Raw genomic sequence first — 15,008 nt, 5'->3', positions numbered from 1 at the left:
GGGGGCACGGCCTTCGACGACGAGAGGGAACGACGATGACGTCCTTGCGCAGAAGGGTCGCCGCGCTCGCGGGGACCGCACTCCTGGTCGGTTCGCTCGCCGCGTGCAGCGCGGAGCGGGCGAGCGAGTCGGGTGACGGCGAGACGACCGCCGACGCGGGGGAGACCCTCGTCGGCATCGCGATGCCGACCCGTAGCCTCGAGCGCTGGAACAACGACGGCGAGCACCTCGAGGGCCTGCTCCAGGAGGCCGGTTTCGAGACGACGCTGCAGTACGCCGACAACAAGGTCGACCAGCAGATCACGCAGCTCCAGAACATGATCAACCAGGGCGCCGACGTGCTCGTCATCGCCTCGATCGACGGCACCGCGCTCGGCCCGGTGCTCGACCAGGCGGCCGAGAACGACGTCCCGGTCATCGCGTACGACCGCCTCATCAACGGCTCCGAGCACGTCGACTACTACGCGACGTTCGACAACGAGCTCGTCGGGACGCTCCAGGGCCAGTTCATCGTCGACCAGCTGGGCCTCGAGGGCGGCGCCGGGCCGTTCAACCTCGAGCCGTTCTCCGGCTCGCCCGACGACAACAACGCGAAGTTCTTCTTCAAGGGCGCGTGGGACGTGCTGAGCCCCTACATCGAGTCGGGGCAGCTCGTCGTGCCGTCCGGCAAGGCGCCCGCGACGGCCGACGACTGGGCGTCGATCGGCATCCAGGGCTGGGAGTCCGCGAAGGCCCAGTCGGAGATGGAGAACCGGCTCAACTCCTTCTACACGGACAAGAAGGTCGACGTCGTCCTGTCGCCGAACGACTCGCTCGCGCTCGGCATCGAGCAGGCGCTCGAGGGCGCGGCCTACACGCCGGAGGACTGGCCGATCGTCACGGGGCAGGACGCCGACGAGGCGAACGTGAAGAACATGCTCGCGGGCAAGCAGTCCATGACGGTGTGGAAGGACACGCGCACGCTCGGCGACCAGGTCGCCACGATGGTCCAGCAGATCGTCGAGGGCGGCGAGGTCGAGGTCAACGACACCGAGACGTACGACAACGGCGCCAAGGTCGTGCCCTCGTACCTGCTCCCGCCGGAGGTCGTCACGGCCGACACGGTCGAGGACCGGCTCGTCGGGTCGGGCTTCTACACCGCCGAGCAGCTCGGTCTGTGACCGGGGCGGGGCTGCCGCGCGCCGCCCCGCCCGCCCGCCCGGCCCTACGACCACCCGTGGGGCCGGGCGGGACCACCCGAACGCCGGGCGGCGTCGTCGACCCGCCCGTGGACCAGACAGGAGCTGGGATGGTTCTCGAGAACGTGCTCGAGACGGGGAACATCCTCGAGATGCACGCCATCAGCAAGGAGTTCCCCGGCGTCAAGGCGCTGCAGGACGTGACGCTCGAGGTGCGTCGCGGCGAGGTGCACGCGATCTGCGGGGAGAACGGGGCCGGCAAGTCGACCCTCATGAAGATCCTGTCCGGGGTGTACCCGCACGGCTCGTACACGGGCGACGTCCTCCTGGACGGCCGGCCCTGCGAGTTCCGGGGGATCCGCGACAGCGAGGCGCGCGGCGTCGTCATCATCCACCAGGAGCTCGCGCTCGTCCCGTTCCTCTCGATCGCCGAGAACATCTTCCTCGGCAACGAGAAGGCGAGCGGCGGCGTCGTCGACTGGAACCGGACGGCCGCGGAGGCGGCCCTCCTGCTCGAGCGGGTGGGGCTCGCCGAGAGCCCCGCGACGCTCGCGGCGGACATCGGGGTCGGCAAGCAGCAGCTCGTCGAGATCGCCAAGGCGCTGTCCAAGCGCGTCGACCTGCTCATCCTCGACGAGCCGACGGCGGCGCTCAACGACGAGGACAGCGCGCACCTGCTCGGCCTCATCGACCAGTTCCGCGAGGCCGGCATCACCTCGATCATCATCTCCCACAAGCTCAACGAGATCGCCGCGATCGCGGACCGCGTGACGATCCTGCGCGACGGGCGCACGATCGAGACGCTCGACCTGCACGGCGACGAGCCCGTGAGCGAGGACCGGATCATCCGCGGGATGGTCGGGCGCGCGCTCGAGAGCCGGTTCCCGGCGCGCGAGCCGTCGGTCGGGGCCGAGGTCCTGCGGATCGAGGACTGGACGGCGCACCACCCCGTCGACACCGAGCGCGTCGTCGTGGACCACGCGAACCTCACGGTGCACGCGGGCGAGATCGTCGGGCTCGCCGGCCTCATGGGCGCGGGCCGCACCGAGCTCGCCATGAGCGTTTTCGGGCACGCGTACGGCACGCGCATCTCGGGGACCGTCTACAAGGACGGCGTCCCCGTGCGCACGCGCACGGTCGCGGAGGCGATCTCGCACGGGCTCGCGTACGCGACCGAGGACCGCAAGCGATACGGGCTCAACCTCATCCAGACGATCCGCGAGAACATCTCCGCGTCCGCGCTCGGCAAGGTCGCGCGCTGGGGCGTCGTGCAGCGCGAGGAGGAGGTCACGGTCGCGGAGCGCTACCGCCGCGACTTCGGGATCAAGTCGCCCACGGTGGAGTCCCTCGTGGGCAAGCTCTCCGGCGGGAACCAGCAGAAGGTCGTGCTCGGCAAGTGGGTCTTCTCCGACCCCGACGTCCTCATCCTCGACGAGCCCACGCGCGGGATCGACGTCGGCGCCAAGTACGAGATCTACTCGATCGTCAACGCGCTCGCCGACGCGGGCAAGGCCGTCCTCGTCATCTCGTCCGAGCTGCCCGAGCTCCTCGGGATCTGCGACCGCATCTACGCGATGAGCCAGGGGCGGATCACGGGCGAGGTCGCCCGCGCCGAGGCGACGCAGGAGACCCTCATGCACTACATGACCATGGACAAGGGAGTCACCGTCCGATGAACGCCGTCAGGGAGTACCTCGGCCGCAACGTCCGCCAGTACGGCATCGTCGCGGCTCTGCTCGTCATCGTCCTGCTCTTCCAGGTGCTCACCGACGGGCGCCTGCTCTACCCCAACAACGTCGCGAGCCTCGTGCAGCAGAACGCCTACGTCATGGTGCTCGCGATCGGCATGGTCATGGTGATCGTGGCCGGGCACATCGACCTGTCCGTCGGGTCCGTCGTGGCCTTCGTCGGCGGGCTGTGCGCCATCATGATGACGCAGTGGGAGCTGCCCTGGCTCGTCGCCGTGCTGCTCTCGCTCGTCGTGGGCGCGCTCGTCGGCGTCTGGCAGGGCTTCTGGGTCGCCTACGTCGGCATCCCCGCGTTCATCGTGACGCTCGCCGGGATGCTCGTCTTCCGCGGGCTCGCGATCGTCCTCGTCGGCACGACCGTCGCCGGGCTGCCCGGCGGCTTCAAGGCGATCAGCAACGGTTCCCTGCCCAACTGGTTCGGGTTCGTCGGCGACCTCGACGTCGTCACGCTGTGCGTCGGGGCGATCGGCATCGTCGCGTTCGCCGTCGCGCAGTGGCGCTCGCGGACCGCGCTGCGCAAGCACGGGCTCTCGGTCGAGCCGATGTCGGCCTACGTCGTCAAGGTCGTCGTCGCGGCCCTGCTCATCGGGGTCGTCACGTACTGGCTCGCGCTGAGCGCGGGCGGCACGCCGATCGTGCTCCTCATCGTCGGCGCGCTGATCATCGCCTACTCGTTCGTCCTCAACCGCAGCGTGTTCGGCCGTCACGTCTACGCGATCGGCGGCAACCGGCACGCCGCCGTCCTGTCGGGGGTCAGCGCCAAGCGCGTCGACTTCGGCATCTTCGTCAACATGGGCGTGCTCGCCGCGGTCGCCGCGGTCATCACGACGTCGCGCGCCGGAGCCGGCGTCGCGGGCGCGGGCGTCAACTACGAGCTCGACGCGATCGCCGCGTGCTTCATCGGCGGGACCGCGGTCACGGGCGGCGTCGGTCGCATCTCGGGCGCCATGATCGGTGCGCTCATCATGGGCGTGCTCAACATGGGCCTGTCGATCATGGCCGTCGACGCCGCGTGGCAGCAGGCGATCAAGGGCCTGGTCCTGCTCGCCGCGGTCGCGTTCGACATCGTCAGCAAGCGCCGCGCGGCCCTGCGCTGACCGCCCGCGCGGGCGGCGCGCCGTCGGGCACCTCCGCACAGGGGTGCCCGACGGCGCGCGTCCCGGAGGGCTCCCGCGGCCCGGGGGCGTGGGTTAGGATCGATCGCGTCGCGACTGGCGCAACCCGCCCGACGCCTCGTGCCCTGCACGAGCCGTGGGCCGGGGGATGGTGGATCACCACCGGGGAGCGGCACGCTGTGCAGACGACGGGTCGTTCGCCTGGGCCCCGGGTCACTCCCTGGTGGGGCGTACCCGGCGAGCCGGGAACGTGACCACCGACGACGACTGCCAGACACCCGCGGAGGAGACGCCATGAGCGCCCAGCCAGCCGACAACGTCCTCGACACCCCGCTCGCCGAGCTCGACCCCGAGATCGCGGCCGTCCTCGACGGGGAGCTCGCGCGCCAGCGCGACACCCTCGAGATGATCGCGTCCGAGAACTTCGTCCCGCGCGCCGTCCTGCAGGCGCAGGGCTCCGTGCTCACCAACAAGTACGCCGAGGGCTACCCGGGCCGCCGCTACTACGGCGGCTGCGAGCAGGTCGACATCGCGGAGAACCTCGCGATCGCCCGTGCCAAGTCGCTGTTCGGCGCGGAGCACGTCAACGTCCAGCCGCACTCGGGCGCCCAGGCGAACGCCGCCGTCCTGCACGCGCTCATCAACAAGGGCGACCGGATCCTCGGCCTCGAGCTGGCGCACGGCGGCCACCTCACGCACGGCATGAAGATCAACTTCTCCGGCAAGCTCTACGACGTCTCCGCCTACGGGGTGGACCCGCAGTCGTACCGCGTCGAGATGGACGAGGTCCGCAAGCAGGCCCTCGAGACCCGCCCCGACGTCATCATCGCCGGCTGGTCCGCGTACCCGCGCCACCTCGACTTCGCGGCGTTCCGCGAGATCGCGGACGAGGCCGGCGCGAAGCTGTGGGTGGACATGGCGCACTTCGCGGGCCTCGTGGCCGCGGGCCTGCACCCGTCCCCGGTGCCGTACGCGGACGTCGTGTCCTCCACGGTCCACAAGACGATCGGCGGCCCCCGCTCCGGCTTCATCCTCAGCAAGGAGGAGTACGCCAAGAAGATCGACTCGGCCGTGTTCCCGGGCCAGCAGGGCGGCCCGCTCATGCACGTCGTCGCGGCCAAGGCCGTGTCGTTCAAGGTCGCGGCCACGGACGGCTTCCGCGACCGCCAGGAGCGCACCCTGCGCGGCGCGAGCATCATCGCGGACCGCCTGACCCAGGCCGACGTCGCCGAGGCCGGCGTCTCGGTCCTCACGGGCGGCACCGACGTGCACCTCGTCCTCGTCGACCTGCGCCACTCGGCGCTCGACGGCCAGCAGGCCGAGGACCTCCTGCACGAGGTCGGCATCACCGTGAACCGCAACGCCGTGCCGTTCGACCCGCGCCCGCCGCGCGTCACGTCCGGCCTGCGCATCGGCACGCCGGCGCTCGCGACCCGCGGCTTCGGCGACGCCGAGTTCACCGAGGTCGCCGAGATCATCGCGACCGCGCTGCGCGAGGGTGCCGCGACCGACGCCGACGCGCTGCGCGCCCGCGTGCAGAAGCTCACGGCCGACTTCCCGCTGTACCCGGGCCTCCAGCAGTGACCGCGCGGATCCTCGACGGCAAGGCCACCGCCGCCGCGATCAAGGCGGAGCTCAAGGACCGCCTCGCGGTCCTCGCGGAGAAGGGCGTCGTGCCCGGCCTGGGGACGCTCCTCGTCGGCGACGACCCGGGGTCGCAGTGGTACGTCGCGGGCAAGCACCGCGACTGCGCGGAGGTCGGGCTCGCGTCGATCCGGGAGGACCTGCCGGGCGACGCGACGCAGGAGGAGATCGAGGCCGCCGTCCGACGCCTCAACGAGGACCCGGCCTGCACGGGGTACATCGTGCAGCTCCCGCTCCCGCGGGGCATCGACACGAACCGCGTGCTCGAGCTCATCGACCCGGCCAAGGACGCGGACGGGCTGCACCCGACCAACCTCGGCCGGCTCGTGCTGCGTGTCAACGAGGAGGTCACGTCGCCGCTCCCGTGCACGCCGCGCGGGATCATCGAGCTCGTCGAGCGGCACGGCATCTCCCTCGCGGGCAAGGAGGTCGTGGTCGTGGGGCGCGGCGTCACCGTCGGCCGCTCGATCGGCCTGCTGCTCACGCGGCGCGCGGTCAACGCGACCGTGACGCTGACGCACACCGGCACGACCGACCTCCCCGCGCTCGTGCGCCGCGCCGACGTCGTCGTCGCGGCCGCGGGCGTCCGCGGGATCGTCACGCGCGACATGGTGAAGCCCGGCGCCGTCGTGATCGACGTCGGCGTCTCGCGCGAGGTCGACCCCGAGACGGGCAAGAGCCGCGTCGTGGGGGACGCCGCGCCCGACGTCGCCGAGGTCGCCGGCTGGATCTCGCCGAACCCCGGCGGGGTCGGCCCGATGACGCGCGCGATGCTCCTCGCGAACGTCGTCGACGCGGCGGAGCGCGCCTCCGCCTGACGTCCCGAGCGGTCCGGCCCGGCGCCCCGTGCGCCGGGCCGGGCTCCGGACGCGGTGCGGCGAGGACCGTCGGCCGGACGTGGCGGCGACCGTCCGGCCTCAGGTCCCCCCACGGGCCAGGACGAGCATGCGCTCCTCGATCGTCGCGGGCACGGGCTCGACGCGCGCTTCGGTCCCCGTGCCCGCGAGAGCGGTGCGGACGCTCTCGACGCTCGAGTCCGCGACACGCACCGACCGGCCGTCGAGGGTCACCGGGAGCCCCGCGCGGTCGAGCGCGGAGAACGCGGTCGCCCAGTCGTCGGTCCGCACGGCGAGCGCGCGCGTGTCACCGATGATGTCGCGCTCGCTGCCCTGCGCGACGAGCCGTCCCTGTGACATCAGCAGGAGCCGGTCGCACTGCTGCGCCTCCTGCATGTAGTGCGTGGTGACGAGCACACCCACGCCGTGGTCGGACTGCTCCCGGATCGTGTCCCACAGGCGGGCGCGGGCGAGCGCGTCGACGCCGGACGTCGGCTCGTCGAGCAGGACGGCCTCCGGGCGGTGGGACAGGGCCGCCACGAACGCCGCCCGGCGTTGCGTGCCGAGGGGCAGAGCGCCGACGAGGACGTCGGAGTCGCCCGCGAGATCGTCCGGGATCCGCGCGGCACCGGTGCCGTACGTGGCGCCGACGAAGTCGAGGTTCTCCCGCAGCGTCATGTCCGTGTACAGGCCGAGGTTCTGCGGCAGGTAGCCGATGCGACGACGGCGGCCGCGGTTCGGCGGACCGCCGAGCATCTGCACGCTCCCCGCCGTCACCGGCAGGAGCCCGAGCAGCATCCGCATGAGGGTCGTCTTGCCGGCACCGTTCGCCCCGAGCAGTCCCACGACCTCGCCCGCCCCGACCCGCATCGAGACGTCGTCGACGGCGGGGAACGACCCGAATCGGCGCGTCACGCGCCGGGCCACGAGGACGGGGTCGGTCATCCGAGGACCTCCTGGGGTGAGCGCCGCGCGAGGGAGAGCGCGATGACGATGTCCTCCAGGTCGGGCTCCACGACCGGCAGGTCCGGCGGGGCGGCCGCGCCGGGCCAGTACTCGTGCCGCTCCCTGCCGCGACGCCACGACCAGGCCGGGCGCCGCGCGACGCGGCCCCGGGTGACGGTGCCGCGGAAGCCGGCACGGACGTCGTCGTACGAGCCCTGGACGAGCACCCGGCCGTCGTCGAGGACGACGAGGTGCCCCGCCCGCTCCGCCTCGTCGAGGTACGTCGTGGACAGGACGACGGCCGCCCCTGAGGCCGCGGCCTGCGAGACGAGCCGCCACAGGTCGACGCGGCTGACGGGGTCGACGCCCGTGCTCGGCTCGTCGAGAACGACGAGCCTCGGCTCGTGCACGACGGCCAGGCAGAACCCGAGCTTGCGGCGCATCCCTCCTGAGAGCCGGGAGGCGAGCCGGTCGGACGCCCCGGTCAGGCCGGCGCCGGCCAGCAGGGTGGCGCGCCGGGACTCCAGCGCTGCCCCGGTGAGCCCGTAGACCCCGCCCACGAAGTCGATGTTCTGCGCCACGGTGAGGGCCGCCCAGCTCCCGGACGAGGCAGGGAGGAACCCCAGCTGCGCCTTCTCCGGGGAGCTGACCTGCCCGGAGTCGGGGACGACCTGCCGCACGAGGGTCCGCAGCAGCGTCGTCTTGCCGGCGCCGTCGCCGCCGACGACCGCGACGACCTGGCCGGCGGGCAGCTCCACCGTGACGTCCTGGAGCGCGCGCCGCTCACCGAAGGACACGCTGACGGACGTGACGCCGTAGCTCATGCCGCGCCCCGCCCGGGCTCGGCTGCCCTGCCGGGGGCGTCCCGGACGCGCCGCTCGGGGGCGAGGTCCCGACGGAACCGCAGGGTCGCTGCCGAGAAGATGACGACGGCCATGACGGCGAGCACGGCGAACGCCCACCACAGGGACCCGAACGTGGCGCCGCGCAGCATGACGCCCTGGGAGATGATCGTGAAGTAGGTGAGGGGCAGGAGATAGCCGATCCACCGCACGCCGGCGGCCATGGCGTCCAGGGGGAAGATCATGCCCGACAGCAGGATCTGGGGCATGAGGACGAAGAACGCGCTCTGGATCGCCTGCCCGGCGGTCTGCGAGATCGTGGAGATGAACACCCCGATGCCCAGGACGACGAAGAGGAAGATCGCGGCCCCGAGGGCGAACGTGAGGACGTTGCCGTTGAACGGCACGTCGAACAGCAGCACCCCGAGCACGGTCACGACGATCATGTCCGCGGCGGCGAGGAGGAAGTACGGCGCGATCTTGCCGAGGATCACGGTGCTCGGCGCGATGGGCATCACGGCGAGCTGTTCCAAGGTGCCCGCCTCGCGCTCGCGCACCAGGCCGATGCTCGTGATGATCGTGCCGATGAAGGTGAGGATCAAGCCGATGATCGCGGGCACCATGACCCACGACGTCTCCAGGTCGGGGTTGTAGAGGACCTCGGTTGTGACGGGCGTCCCGGAGCCGGCGCCCACGCGCGCGAGCTCCGCGAGCGCGGACTGCGCGGCGAACAGGTTGGAGCCGTCCACCAGCGCCTTCGGCGTTCCCGCGCCGGTGACGATCGCGACGTCCACGGCGTTGTCCCGGAGCATGTCGCGCGCGTCGGCCTCGTCGTCGGCCGGCGCGGTCGTCGTGACGTCGAAGAAGTCCGGGAGGGTGCCGGCCACCTGCTCGGCCTGCGGGCCGACCACCGCGGTCTCGACCGTCGAGACGTAGAAGTTCGCGGCGTACCCGAAGATCACGAGCAGGAGCAGGGGCAGCGCGATCAGCAGACCCAGGGTGCGCCGGTCACGGACGAGCTCCCGGAGCTCCTTGACGATCATCGCCCTCATACCGCCGACGGTACGGCGCGAGCGGTGCACGCTCCAGCGCGCCGTCGAGACGCTACTCTGCGCGGGTGACGGAGCGCATCGCGACGACGGCGGCGTACGCCGTGCAGGGCTTCGGGTTCGCGGTGGTGCTCACGAGCATCCCCGGATACAAGGACCGGCTCGGCATGGGCGACGACGTCGTCACGCTCGTCGTGCTGGGCGTGTGCGTCCTCGCCGGCCTGGGCAGCGCGCTGTCGGGCGTCGTGGCGGCCGTCCGCGGCGCGCGTGCCGTGGTCGTCGGCGGCCTGCTGCTCGCCGCGGCGGCGGTGGCGGGGATCGGTCTCGCGCCGTCGTGGCCCCTCTTCTTCGGGTCGATCGGCCTCTACGGGCTCGCGCTCGGCGCCGTCGACGCCGCGATGAACATGCTCGGGATCGACGTCGAGCGCGCCCACGGCCGCAGCCTGCTCGCGTCGTTCTACGCCGCGAACGCGGCCGGGGGAGTGCTCGGCGCGCTCGCGGTCTCGGGCGGCGCGCTGGCCGGTCTCGGCCAGCCGCTCGCGCTCCCGCTCGCGGCGCTGCTCGTCGCCGTCGGCGCGGTCTGGCTCGCGCTGCACCTGCCCGACGGCGGCCGTGCCGTCCCGGGTGCCGTCGCCCCGGACGCCGTGGTCCGGGATGCCGTCGTCAGCGATGCCGTGGTCCGAGACGCCGTCGTGCGGGACGCCTCGGCCGGCCCGGGCGCCGTGGCGACGTCCGGACCGGTGACGTGGGTCGCGGCGGGCACGATCGCGCTGCTCGGCGCGGGGATGCTCGCGTTCCCCGTCGCCGACTCCGCGGTGTCGAGCTGGAGCGCGACGTTCCTGCGCGACGTCCTCGCGGCGAGCGCGGCCGCCGCCCCGCTGGGGTACGCGGCGTACCAGGCGGCGCTCATCGTGTCGCGGCTCGTCGGGGACGGTCTCGTCGAGCGTCTCGGCCGGGTCCGGGTCGTGCGGCTGGGCGGCACGCTCGGCGCCCTGGGGTTCGTCGCGGTGGCGGCCGCCCCGGCCTGGCCCGTCGCCGTGCTCGGTCTCGCGGTGACGGGCCTCGGGCTCGGCGTCGTCGCGCCGCTCGCGTTCTCGGCGGTCGGGGACCGGGCCCGTGAGGCGGTCGCGTCGGGCCGGGCGGGAGCGGCGGCGGAGCCCGCCGCCGGGGTCGTGGCGACGGTCACCGACCGGGCGGTCGCGCGGCTCAACGTCTTCACCTACGCGGGCGCCGTGCTCGGCGGCGTCCTCACCGGCGTCTTCGCGACCGCCCACCACCTCCGGGTCGGCTTCGTGGTGCTGGCCGTGCTCGCCGCCGTCTCGGCGGTCCTCGCGAGCGCGTTCCGGCCCGCCCGCGTCGTCGCGGCGCCCGTGAGCGAGGCCACGCCGCCCGCCTGACCCCGGGGCCCGTCGTTGTCGGTGGCGTGTGATGGGATGGCCCGCGTGCTGACCCTCGCCACCGCCAACGTCAACGGAATCCGCGCCGCCTACCGCCGGGGGATGGACGCCTGGATCGCGTCCCGGACGCCCGACGTCCTGCTGCTCCAGGAGGTGCGCGCGCCCGACTCGGTCGTCAACGACCTGCTGGAGGGCTGGCACGTCGCCCACCAGGCGTGCGACATCAAGGGACGCGCCGGGGTCGCGGTCGCGTCCCGCCTGCCGGTGTCCGCGGTCCGCGTCGGCCTCGGGGCCGGCGAGCCCGAGCCGCCCGTCGACACCGGTCGCTGGGTCGAGGCCGACCTGGAGCTGCCCGACGGCGGCCGTCTCACCGTGGTCTCGGCGTACATCCACTCGGGCACCGTGAGCCAGCCGGAGACGATGGTCGTGAAGTACGCCTACCTGGAGAAGGTGACCGCGCGGTTGCGCGAGCTCGCGGCCACGGGCGAGAAGGTCGTCCTGGCGGGCGACCTCAACATCGCGCACCGCAACGTCGACATCAAGAACTGGAAGGGCAACCTCAAGAGCGCCGGCTTCCTTCCGGAGGAGCGCGCGTACGTCGACACCTGGCTCGACCAGGTCGGCCTCGTGGACCTGGGCCGCGTCCACGGCGGCGAGGGCCCGGGCCCGTTCACCTGGTGGTCCTGGCGCGGGCGCGCGTTCGACAACGACTCGGGCTGGCGCATCGACTACCAGCTCGCGACGCCCTCCCTCGCGGAGCGCGCGGTCAAGGTCGAGGTCGACCGCGCGCCGTCGCACGAGGAGCGCTGGAGCGACCACGCGCCCCTCGTCGTCACCTACGACGTCTGAGCGGGAGCGCTCAGGCGACCCGCTCGGCGGGCGCGGACGGCGTCGCGAGCAGGAAGCCCGGGGCACCGAGCCCTTCGCGCTCGAACGCGGCGCGCACGGCGTCGGCGACGGCCTCGACCTGGTCCGCGCGCACGAGCGCGATCGCTGAGCCGCCGAACCCGCCGCCGGTCATCCGCGCACCGAGGGCGCCCGCGACGCGCGCCGCGTCGACCGCGACGTCGAGCTCGACGCTCGACACCTCGTAGTCGTCGCGCAGCGACGCGTGCGACGCGTTCATCAGCGACCCGACGGCGTCCGGCCGGCCCTCGCGCAGGAGCGCCACGAACGCGCGGACGCGGCCGATCTCGGTAACGACGTGGCGCACGCGGCGGCGCGCGACGTCGTCGGGCAGCGCGTCGAGCGCCCTGGCGAGCGCGACCGCCGGGTCGTCGCTCGCGTCCACCGCGTCGGCGAGCTCGCGCAGCGAGCCGATCCCGAGCGTGCGGGCGGCGTCCTCGCACGTGGCGCGGCGCTGCGCGTACTGGCCGTCGACGAGCCGGTGCTCCGCCCGGGTGTCCATGACGAGCAGGGCGAGGCCCGCGGCGTCGAGGTCGAACGGCACCTGCGTGGCGGACTCGACCGGGTCGAGCCCGGGACGGCAGTCGAGGAGGAGCGCGTGACCGGCCTGCGCGCGCAGCGCCGCCGACTGGTCCATGCCGCCCGTGGGCGCGCCCGCGATCTCGTTCTCAGCGCGGACGCTCGCCGTGGCGAAGACGGCGCGGCCCGCGTCGGTCGCCGCGAGGCCGAGCCCGGCGACGTCGTCGAGCGCGACGGCGACCGCGCACTCGAGGGCCGCGGACGACGAGAGCCCGGCGCCGAACGGGACGCTCGAGTCGACGGCCGCGTCGAACCCGGGGACGGCGGCGGGGTCCGCGCCCTGGGCGACGAGGTGTTCGCGCAGCGCCCAGGCCACGCCCGCGACGTACGAGCCCCAGCCGGCGACCTCGCCCGGGCCGACGTCCTCGAGGCGGGCCGTCCACGTCTCGCCGGGCGCCTGCGCGGACGCGAGGCGGACGAGCGAGTCGGTGCGCGGCCGCAGCGCCACGTAGGTGCGGTGGGGCAGCGCGACCGGCAGGCACAGGCCCGCGTTGTAGTCGGTGTGCTCCCCGATGAGGTTGACGCGCCCGGGCGCGGCCCACACGCGGACCTCCTCGCCGGGCTCGTCCGCGCCGAACGCCTCGGCGAGCACGGCACGGGCGCGCGCGGCGCCGTCGTCGTCCGACAGCGCGGGCACCCAGCCCCGGGCGGCGCTCGTCGGGGCGAGCTCCTGGAGCCGTGCGGCGATGCGCTCGGGCGTCGTGTCGCTGATCCACGCGCCCATGCCGGACTCCGAGCCCGCGAGGTACTTGAGCTTGCCGGGCGCGCGGAGCACGGAGAACACCTGCAGGTGCAGCCGCGCGAGGGTGACGTCGTCGGTGCCGCCGTCGGCGACCGAGCGGCCCTCGCGGGCCGGGGCCTGGTGCCACGCGGCGATGTACGGCAGGGCGATGGGTGCGCCGTCGGCCGTCTCGAAGAACCGGTCCAGGCGGCGCAGCAGCTCGAGGTAGGCGGTGGCCAGGTCGTCGCGCTCGGCGTCCGTGAGCGCGGGCAGGTCGGGGACGTCGCGCCGCGGCGCGAGGTGGACCTCGACGGGCCAGCGCGCCGCGTAGGGCACGTACGCGACCCAGTGCTCCGTCTCGAGGACCACGCGGCGGCCGTCCGCGAGCTCGGACTCGAGCACGTCGCGCAGCAGGCTGCGGCCGGTGCGGCGGTGGTGCTCGCGCGCCTGGTCGAGCAGCGTGCGCGTGCGCGGCGTCACGTACGGGTAGCCGTAGATCTGGCCGTGCGGGTGGTGCAGGGTGACGCCGATCTCCTGGCCGCGGTTCTCGAAGCAGAAGACCTGCTCGACCCCGGGCTCGGCGCCGAGAGCGGCGGTGCGGTCCGCCCACGCGTCGATGATCGTGCGCACCCGCTGCGGCGGGAGCGCGCCGAAGGACGTGCGGTGGTCGCTCGAGAAGCACACGACCTCGCACCGGCCCGCCGCCGGGGCGTGGTGCTGGAGCGGCGCGTCCTCGACCACGGCGTCCGGGGCGCCCGGCACGCGCTGGAGCGACGGGAAGCGGTTCTCGAAGACGACGACGTCGTAGTCCGTGTCGGGCACCTCGCCGTCCGAGTACGCGCTGCCGGGCCGCGCGGGGCACAGCGGGCACGAGTCCGCGGCGGGCAGGAACGTGCGGTTCATCCGGTGCGCGGCGAGCGGGACCCAGTCGCCGGTGAGCGGGTCCCGGCGCATCTCCGGGCCGACGTACGGGTGCGGGGTCCCGTCCGGGCCCGGCACCGGGGCGAAGCGGTCCGGCAGCGGGCGCGGGTCGTCGAGCCGTCGCGTGCGCTCGCCCGAGACGTACGCGGGGGAGTCGTCGAAGTAGACGAGCTCGCGGCCGTCGGCGAGCCGGGTCGAGGTGCGGCGCAGGTGCGGGTTCATGCGTGGGGTGTTCCGATCGCGGTGCGTGGGGAGTGCGGGGAGCGGGGGCCGAGGTCGCCGGTCAGGCGACGACGAGCTGCTCGACGAGGTCCTGGACGCGGGCGCGCTCGTCCTCGGCGAGCCCGGCGTCGGTGACGAGGACGTCCACGTCGGCGAACGTCGCGAAGACGCGCAGGCCCGTGGTGTGCCACTTCGTGTGGTCGGCGAGGACGACGGTGCGCCCGGCGGACTCGATGAGCGCGCGGTTCGTGGCGGCCTCGTCGAGGTTCGGCGTCGTGAGCCCGATCTCCGGGTCGACGCCGTGCGCCCCGACGAACGCGAGGTCGACGCGCAGCCCGGACAGCGCGGCCTCGGCGAGCGGGCCGACGAGCGCGTCGGACGGCGTGCGGCTGCCGCCGGTGAGGATCGTCTCCAGGCGCGGGTCGTTCGCCCGGTGCAGGATCTCGGCGACCGGGAGGGAGTTCGTCACGACCGTCAGGGGGCGCAACGCGGGATCCGCGGCGATGCGGGCGGCGAGCAGGTGGGTCGTCGTGCCGGCGCTCAGCGCGACCGACGCGTTCGCGGTGATGAGGCGGGCGGCGGCCGTCGCGATGGCCTCCTTCTCCGCGGCCTCGCGCGAGCTCTTCGCGGCGAACCCCGGCTCGTGCGCGGTCGTGTGCGGCGCGACGGCGCCGCCGTGCACCTTGCGGACCAGGCCCTGGTCGGCGAGCTCGACGAGGTCGCGCCGGATCGTCATGTCCGACACCCCGAGCTCCCGGGTCAGGTCGCCGATGCGGACCGCGCCGTGGTCCCGGATCTCCGCGAGGATGCGCTCCTGGCGCTGTGAGGCGAGCATGCGGACAGTATTGTCCACATCGTCGAGAAATCCAACACGATCGAACACGACCGAACATCGCTCGACCCGG

Annotated in this window: 12 protein-coding genes, 1 pseudogene and 1 riboswitch; of the genes and pseudogenes, 7 read left to right on the top strand and 6 right to left on the bottom strand. The window is 73.5% G+C overall.

All coding sequences use genetic code 11. The annotated features are described in order from the left end of the window. The first annotated feature begins 35 nt into the window (after positions 1–35). The 5 genes from chvE (at position 36) to RDI86_RS03505 (ending at position 6,503) form a co-directional block, all read left to right on the top strand. A complete protein-coding gene (gene chvE / locus RDI86_RS03525) occupies positions 36–1,160 on the top strand; it encodes a multiple monosaccharide ABC transporter substrate-binding protein (protein ID WP_076405133.1) in 1,125 nt (374 codons plus the stop codon). Positions 1,161–1,288: 128 nt separating this feature from the next. Beyond that, on the top strand, positions 1,289–2,854 hold the full coding sequence (mmsA, locus tag RDI86_RS03520) for a multiple monosaccharide ABC transporter ATP-binding protein (RefSeq protein WP_021482571.1): 1,566 nt from the start codon (positions 1,289–1,291) through the stop codon (positions 2,852–2,854). Then, a complete protein-coding gene (gene mmsB, locus RDI86_RS03515; RefSeq protein WP_021482570.1) occupies positions 2,851–4,023 on the top strand; it encodes a multiple monosaccharide ABC transporter permease in 1,173 nt (390 codons plus the stop codon). Before mmsA ends, mmsB begins: the two co-directional genes overlap by 4 nt. Positions 4,024–4,123: 100 nt before the next feature. Further along, a riboswitch (ZMP/ZTP riboswitch) is annotated at positions 4,124–4,255 on the top strand. An 80-nt stretch (positions 4,256–4,335) separates the two neighbouring features. Beyond that, positions 4,336–5,625 (top strand): serine hydroxymethyltransferase, encoded by a 1,290-nt coding sequence (gene glyA / locus RDI86_RS03510; RefSeq protein WP_021482754.1) that lies wholly within the window; start codon positions 4,336–4,338, stop codon positions 5,623–5,625. Then, the gene (locus tag RDI86_RS03505) at positions 5,622–6,503 is read left to right on the top strand and encodes a bifunctional methylenetetrahydrofolate dehydrogenase/methenyltetrahydrofolate cyclohydrolase (protein WP_086148891.1); all 882 of its coding nucleotides are present in this window, start codon (positions 5,622–5,624) and stop codon (positions 6,501–6,503) included. The genes glyA and RDI86_RS03505 overlap by 4 nt, the downstream gene beginning before the upstream one ends. A 99-nt stretch (positions 6,504–6,602) precedes the next feature. Here RDI86_RS03505 and RDI86_RS03500 read toward each other — a convergent pair whose 3' ends face one another. Genes RDI86_RS03500 through RDI86_RS03490 form a run of 3 tightly spaced genes read right to left on the bottom strand, consistent with a single transcriptional unit; the run spans position 6,603 to position 9,360 of the window. After that, positions 6,603–7,466 carry an ABC transporter ATP-binding protein gene (locus tag RDI86_RS03500; protein WP_076405136.1) on the bottom strand — a complete coding sequence of 288 codons (864 nt, stop codon included), beginning with the start codon at positions 7,464–7,466 and terminating at the stop codon, positions 6,603–6,605. Then, positions 7,463–8,290 (bottom strand): ABC transporter ATP-binding protein, encoded by an 828-nt coding sequence (locus RDI86_RS03495; protein ID WP_308820694.1) that lies wholly within the window; start codon positions 8,288–8,290, stop codon positions 7,463–7,465. The genes RDI86_RS03500 and RDI86_RS03495 overlap by 4 nt, the downstream gene beginning before the upstream one ends. Then, complete coding sequence (locus tag RDI86_RS03490) at positions 8,287–9,360, bottom strand: ABC transporter permease (protein ID WP_308820693.1); 1,074 nt, start codon at positions 9,358–9,360, stop codon at positions 8,287–8,289. The genes RDI86_RS03495 and RDI86_RS03490 overlap by 4 nt, the downstream gene beginning before the upstream one ends. 65 nt (positions 9,361–9,425) lie before the next feature. On the opposite strand from RDI86_RS03490, the gene RDI86_RS03485 reads away from it, so the two are divergent. Beyond that, positions 9,426–10,754 (top strand): MFS transporter, encoded by a 1,329-nt coding sequence (locus tag RDI86_RS03485; RefSeq protein ID WP_308820692.1) that lies wholly within the window; start codon positions 9,426–9,428, stop codon positions 10,752–10,754. A gap of 45 nt (positions 10,755–10,799) precedes the next feature. After that, on the top strand, positions 10,800–11,603 hold the full coding sequence (locus RDI86_RS03480; protein WP_308820691.1) for an exodeoxyribonuclease III: 804 nt from the start codon (positions 10,800–10,802) through the stop codon (positions 11,601–11,603). A gap of 10 nt (positions 11,604–11,613) precedes the next feature. Here RDI86_RS03480 and galK read toward each other — a convergent pair whose 3' ends face one another. The 3 genes and pseudogenes from galK to RDI86_RS03465 all read right to left on the bottom strand — a co-directional run bounded on the left by galK (position 11,614) and on the right by RDI86_RS03465 (position 14,938). Continuing rightward, the gene (gene galK, locus RDI86_RS03475) at positions 11,614–12,876 is read right to left on the bottom strand and encodes a galactokinase (protein ID WP_308820751.1); all 1,263 of its coding nucleotides are present in this window, start codon (positions 12,874–12,876) and stop codon (positions 11,614–11,616) included. Between the two features lie 24 nt (positions 12,877–12,900). After that, positions 12,901–14,103: pseudogene (galT, locus tag RDI86_RS03470) on the bottom strand (galactose-1-phosphate uridylyltransferase); the annotation flags it as partial. A gap of 61 nt (positions 14,104–14,164) precedes the next feature. After that, positions 14,165–14,938: a DeoR/GlpR family DNA-binding transcription regulator gene (locus RDI86_RS03465; protein WP_031315539.1), complete on the bottom strand. Its 774-nt coding sequence runs from the start codon at positions 14,936–14,938 to the stop codon at positions 14,165–14,167. Positions 14,939–15,008 lie beyond the last annotated feature (70 nt).

It is taken from the genome of Cellulosimicrobium sp. XJ-DQ-B-000, from assembly GCF_031119065.1.
GTDB lineage: Bacteria > Actinomycetota > Actinomycetes > Actinomycetales > Cellulomonadaceae > Cellulosimicrobium > Cellulosimicrobium funkei.
This window is presented reverse-complemented; position numbering and strand designations above follow the sequence as displayed.

Excerpts from the sequence above, each read along its gene's own strand:
- chvE (WP_076405133.1), top strand. The coding sequence starts at position 36 with ATGACGTCCTTGCGCAGAAGGGTCGCCGCGCTCGCGGGGACCGCACTC.
- mmsA (WP_021482571.1), top strand. The coding sequence starts at position 1,289 with ATGGTTCTCGAGAACGTGCTCGAGACGGGGAACATCCTCGAGATGCAC.
- mmsB (WP_021482570.1), top strand. The coding sequence starts at position 2,851 with ATGAACGCCGTCAGGGAGTACCTCGGCCGCAACGTCCGCCAGTACGGC.
- glyA (WP_021482754.1), top strand. The coding sequence starts at position 4,336 with ATGAGCGCCCAGCCAGCCGACAACGTCCTCGACACCCCGCTCGCCGAG.
- RDI86_RS03500 (WP_076405136.1), bottom strand. The coding sequence starts at position 7,466 with ATGACCGACCCCGTCCTCGTGGCCCGGCGCGTGACGCGCCGATTCGGG.
- RDI86_RS03495 (WP_308820694.1), bottom strand. The coding sequence starts at position 8,290 with ATGAGCTACGGCGTCACGTCCGTCAGCGTGTCCTTCGGTGAGCGGCGC.
- RDI86_RS03490 (WP_308820693.1), bottom strand. The coding sequence starts at position 9,360 with ATGAGGGCGATGATCGTCAAGGAGCTCCGGGAGCTCGTCCGTGACCGG.
- RDI86_RS03465 (WP_031315539.1), bottom strand. The coding sequence starts at position 14,938 with ATGCTCGCCTCACAGCGCCAGGAGCGCATCCTCGCGGAGATCCGGGAC.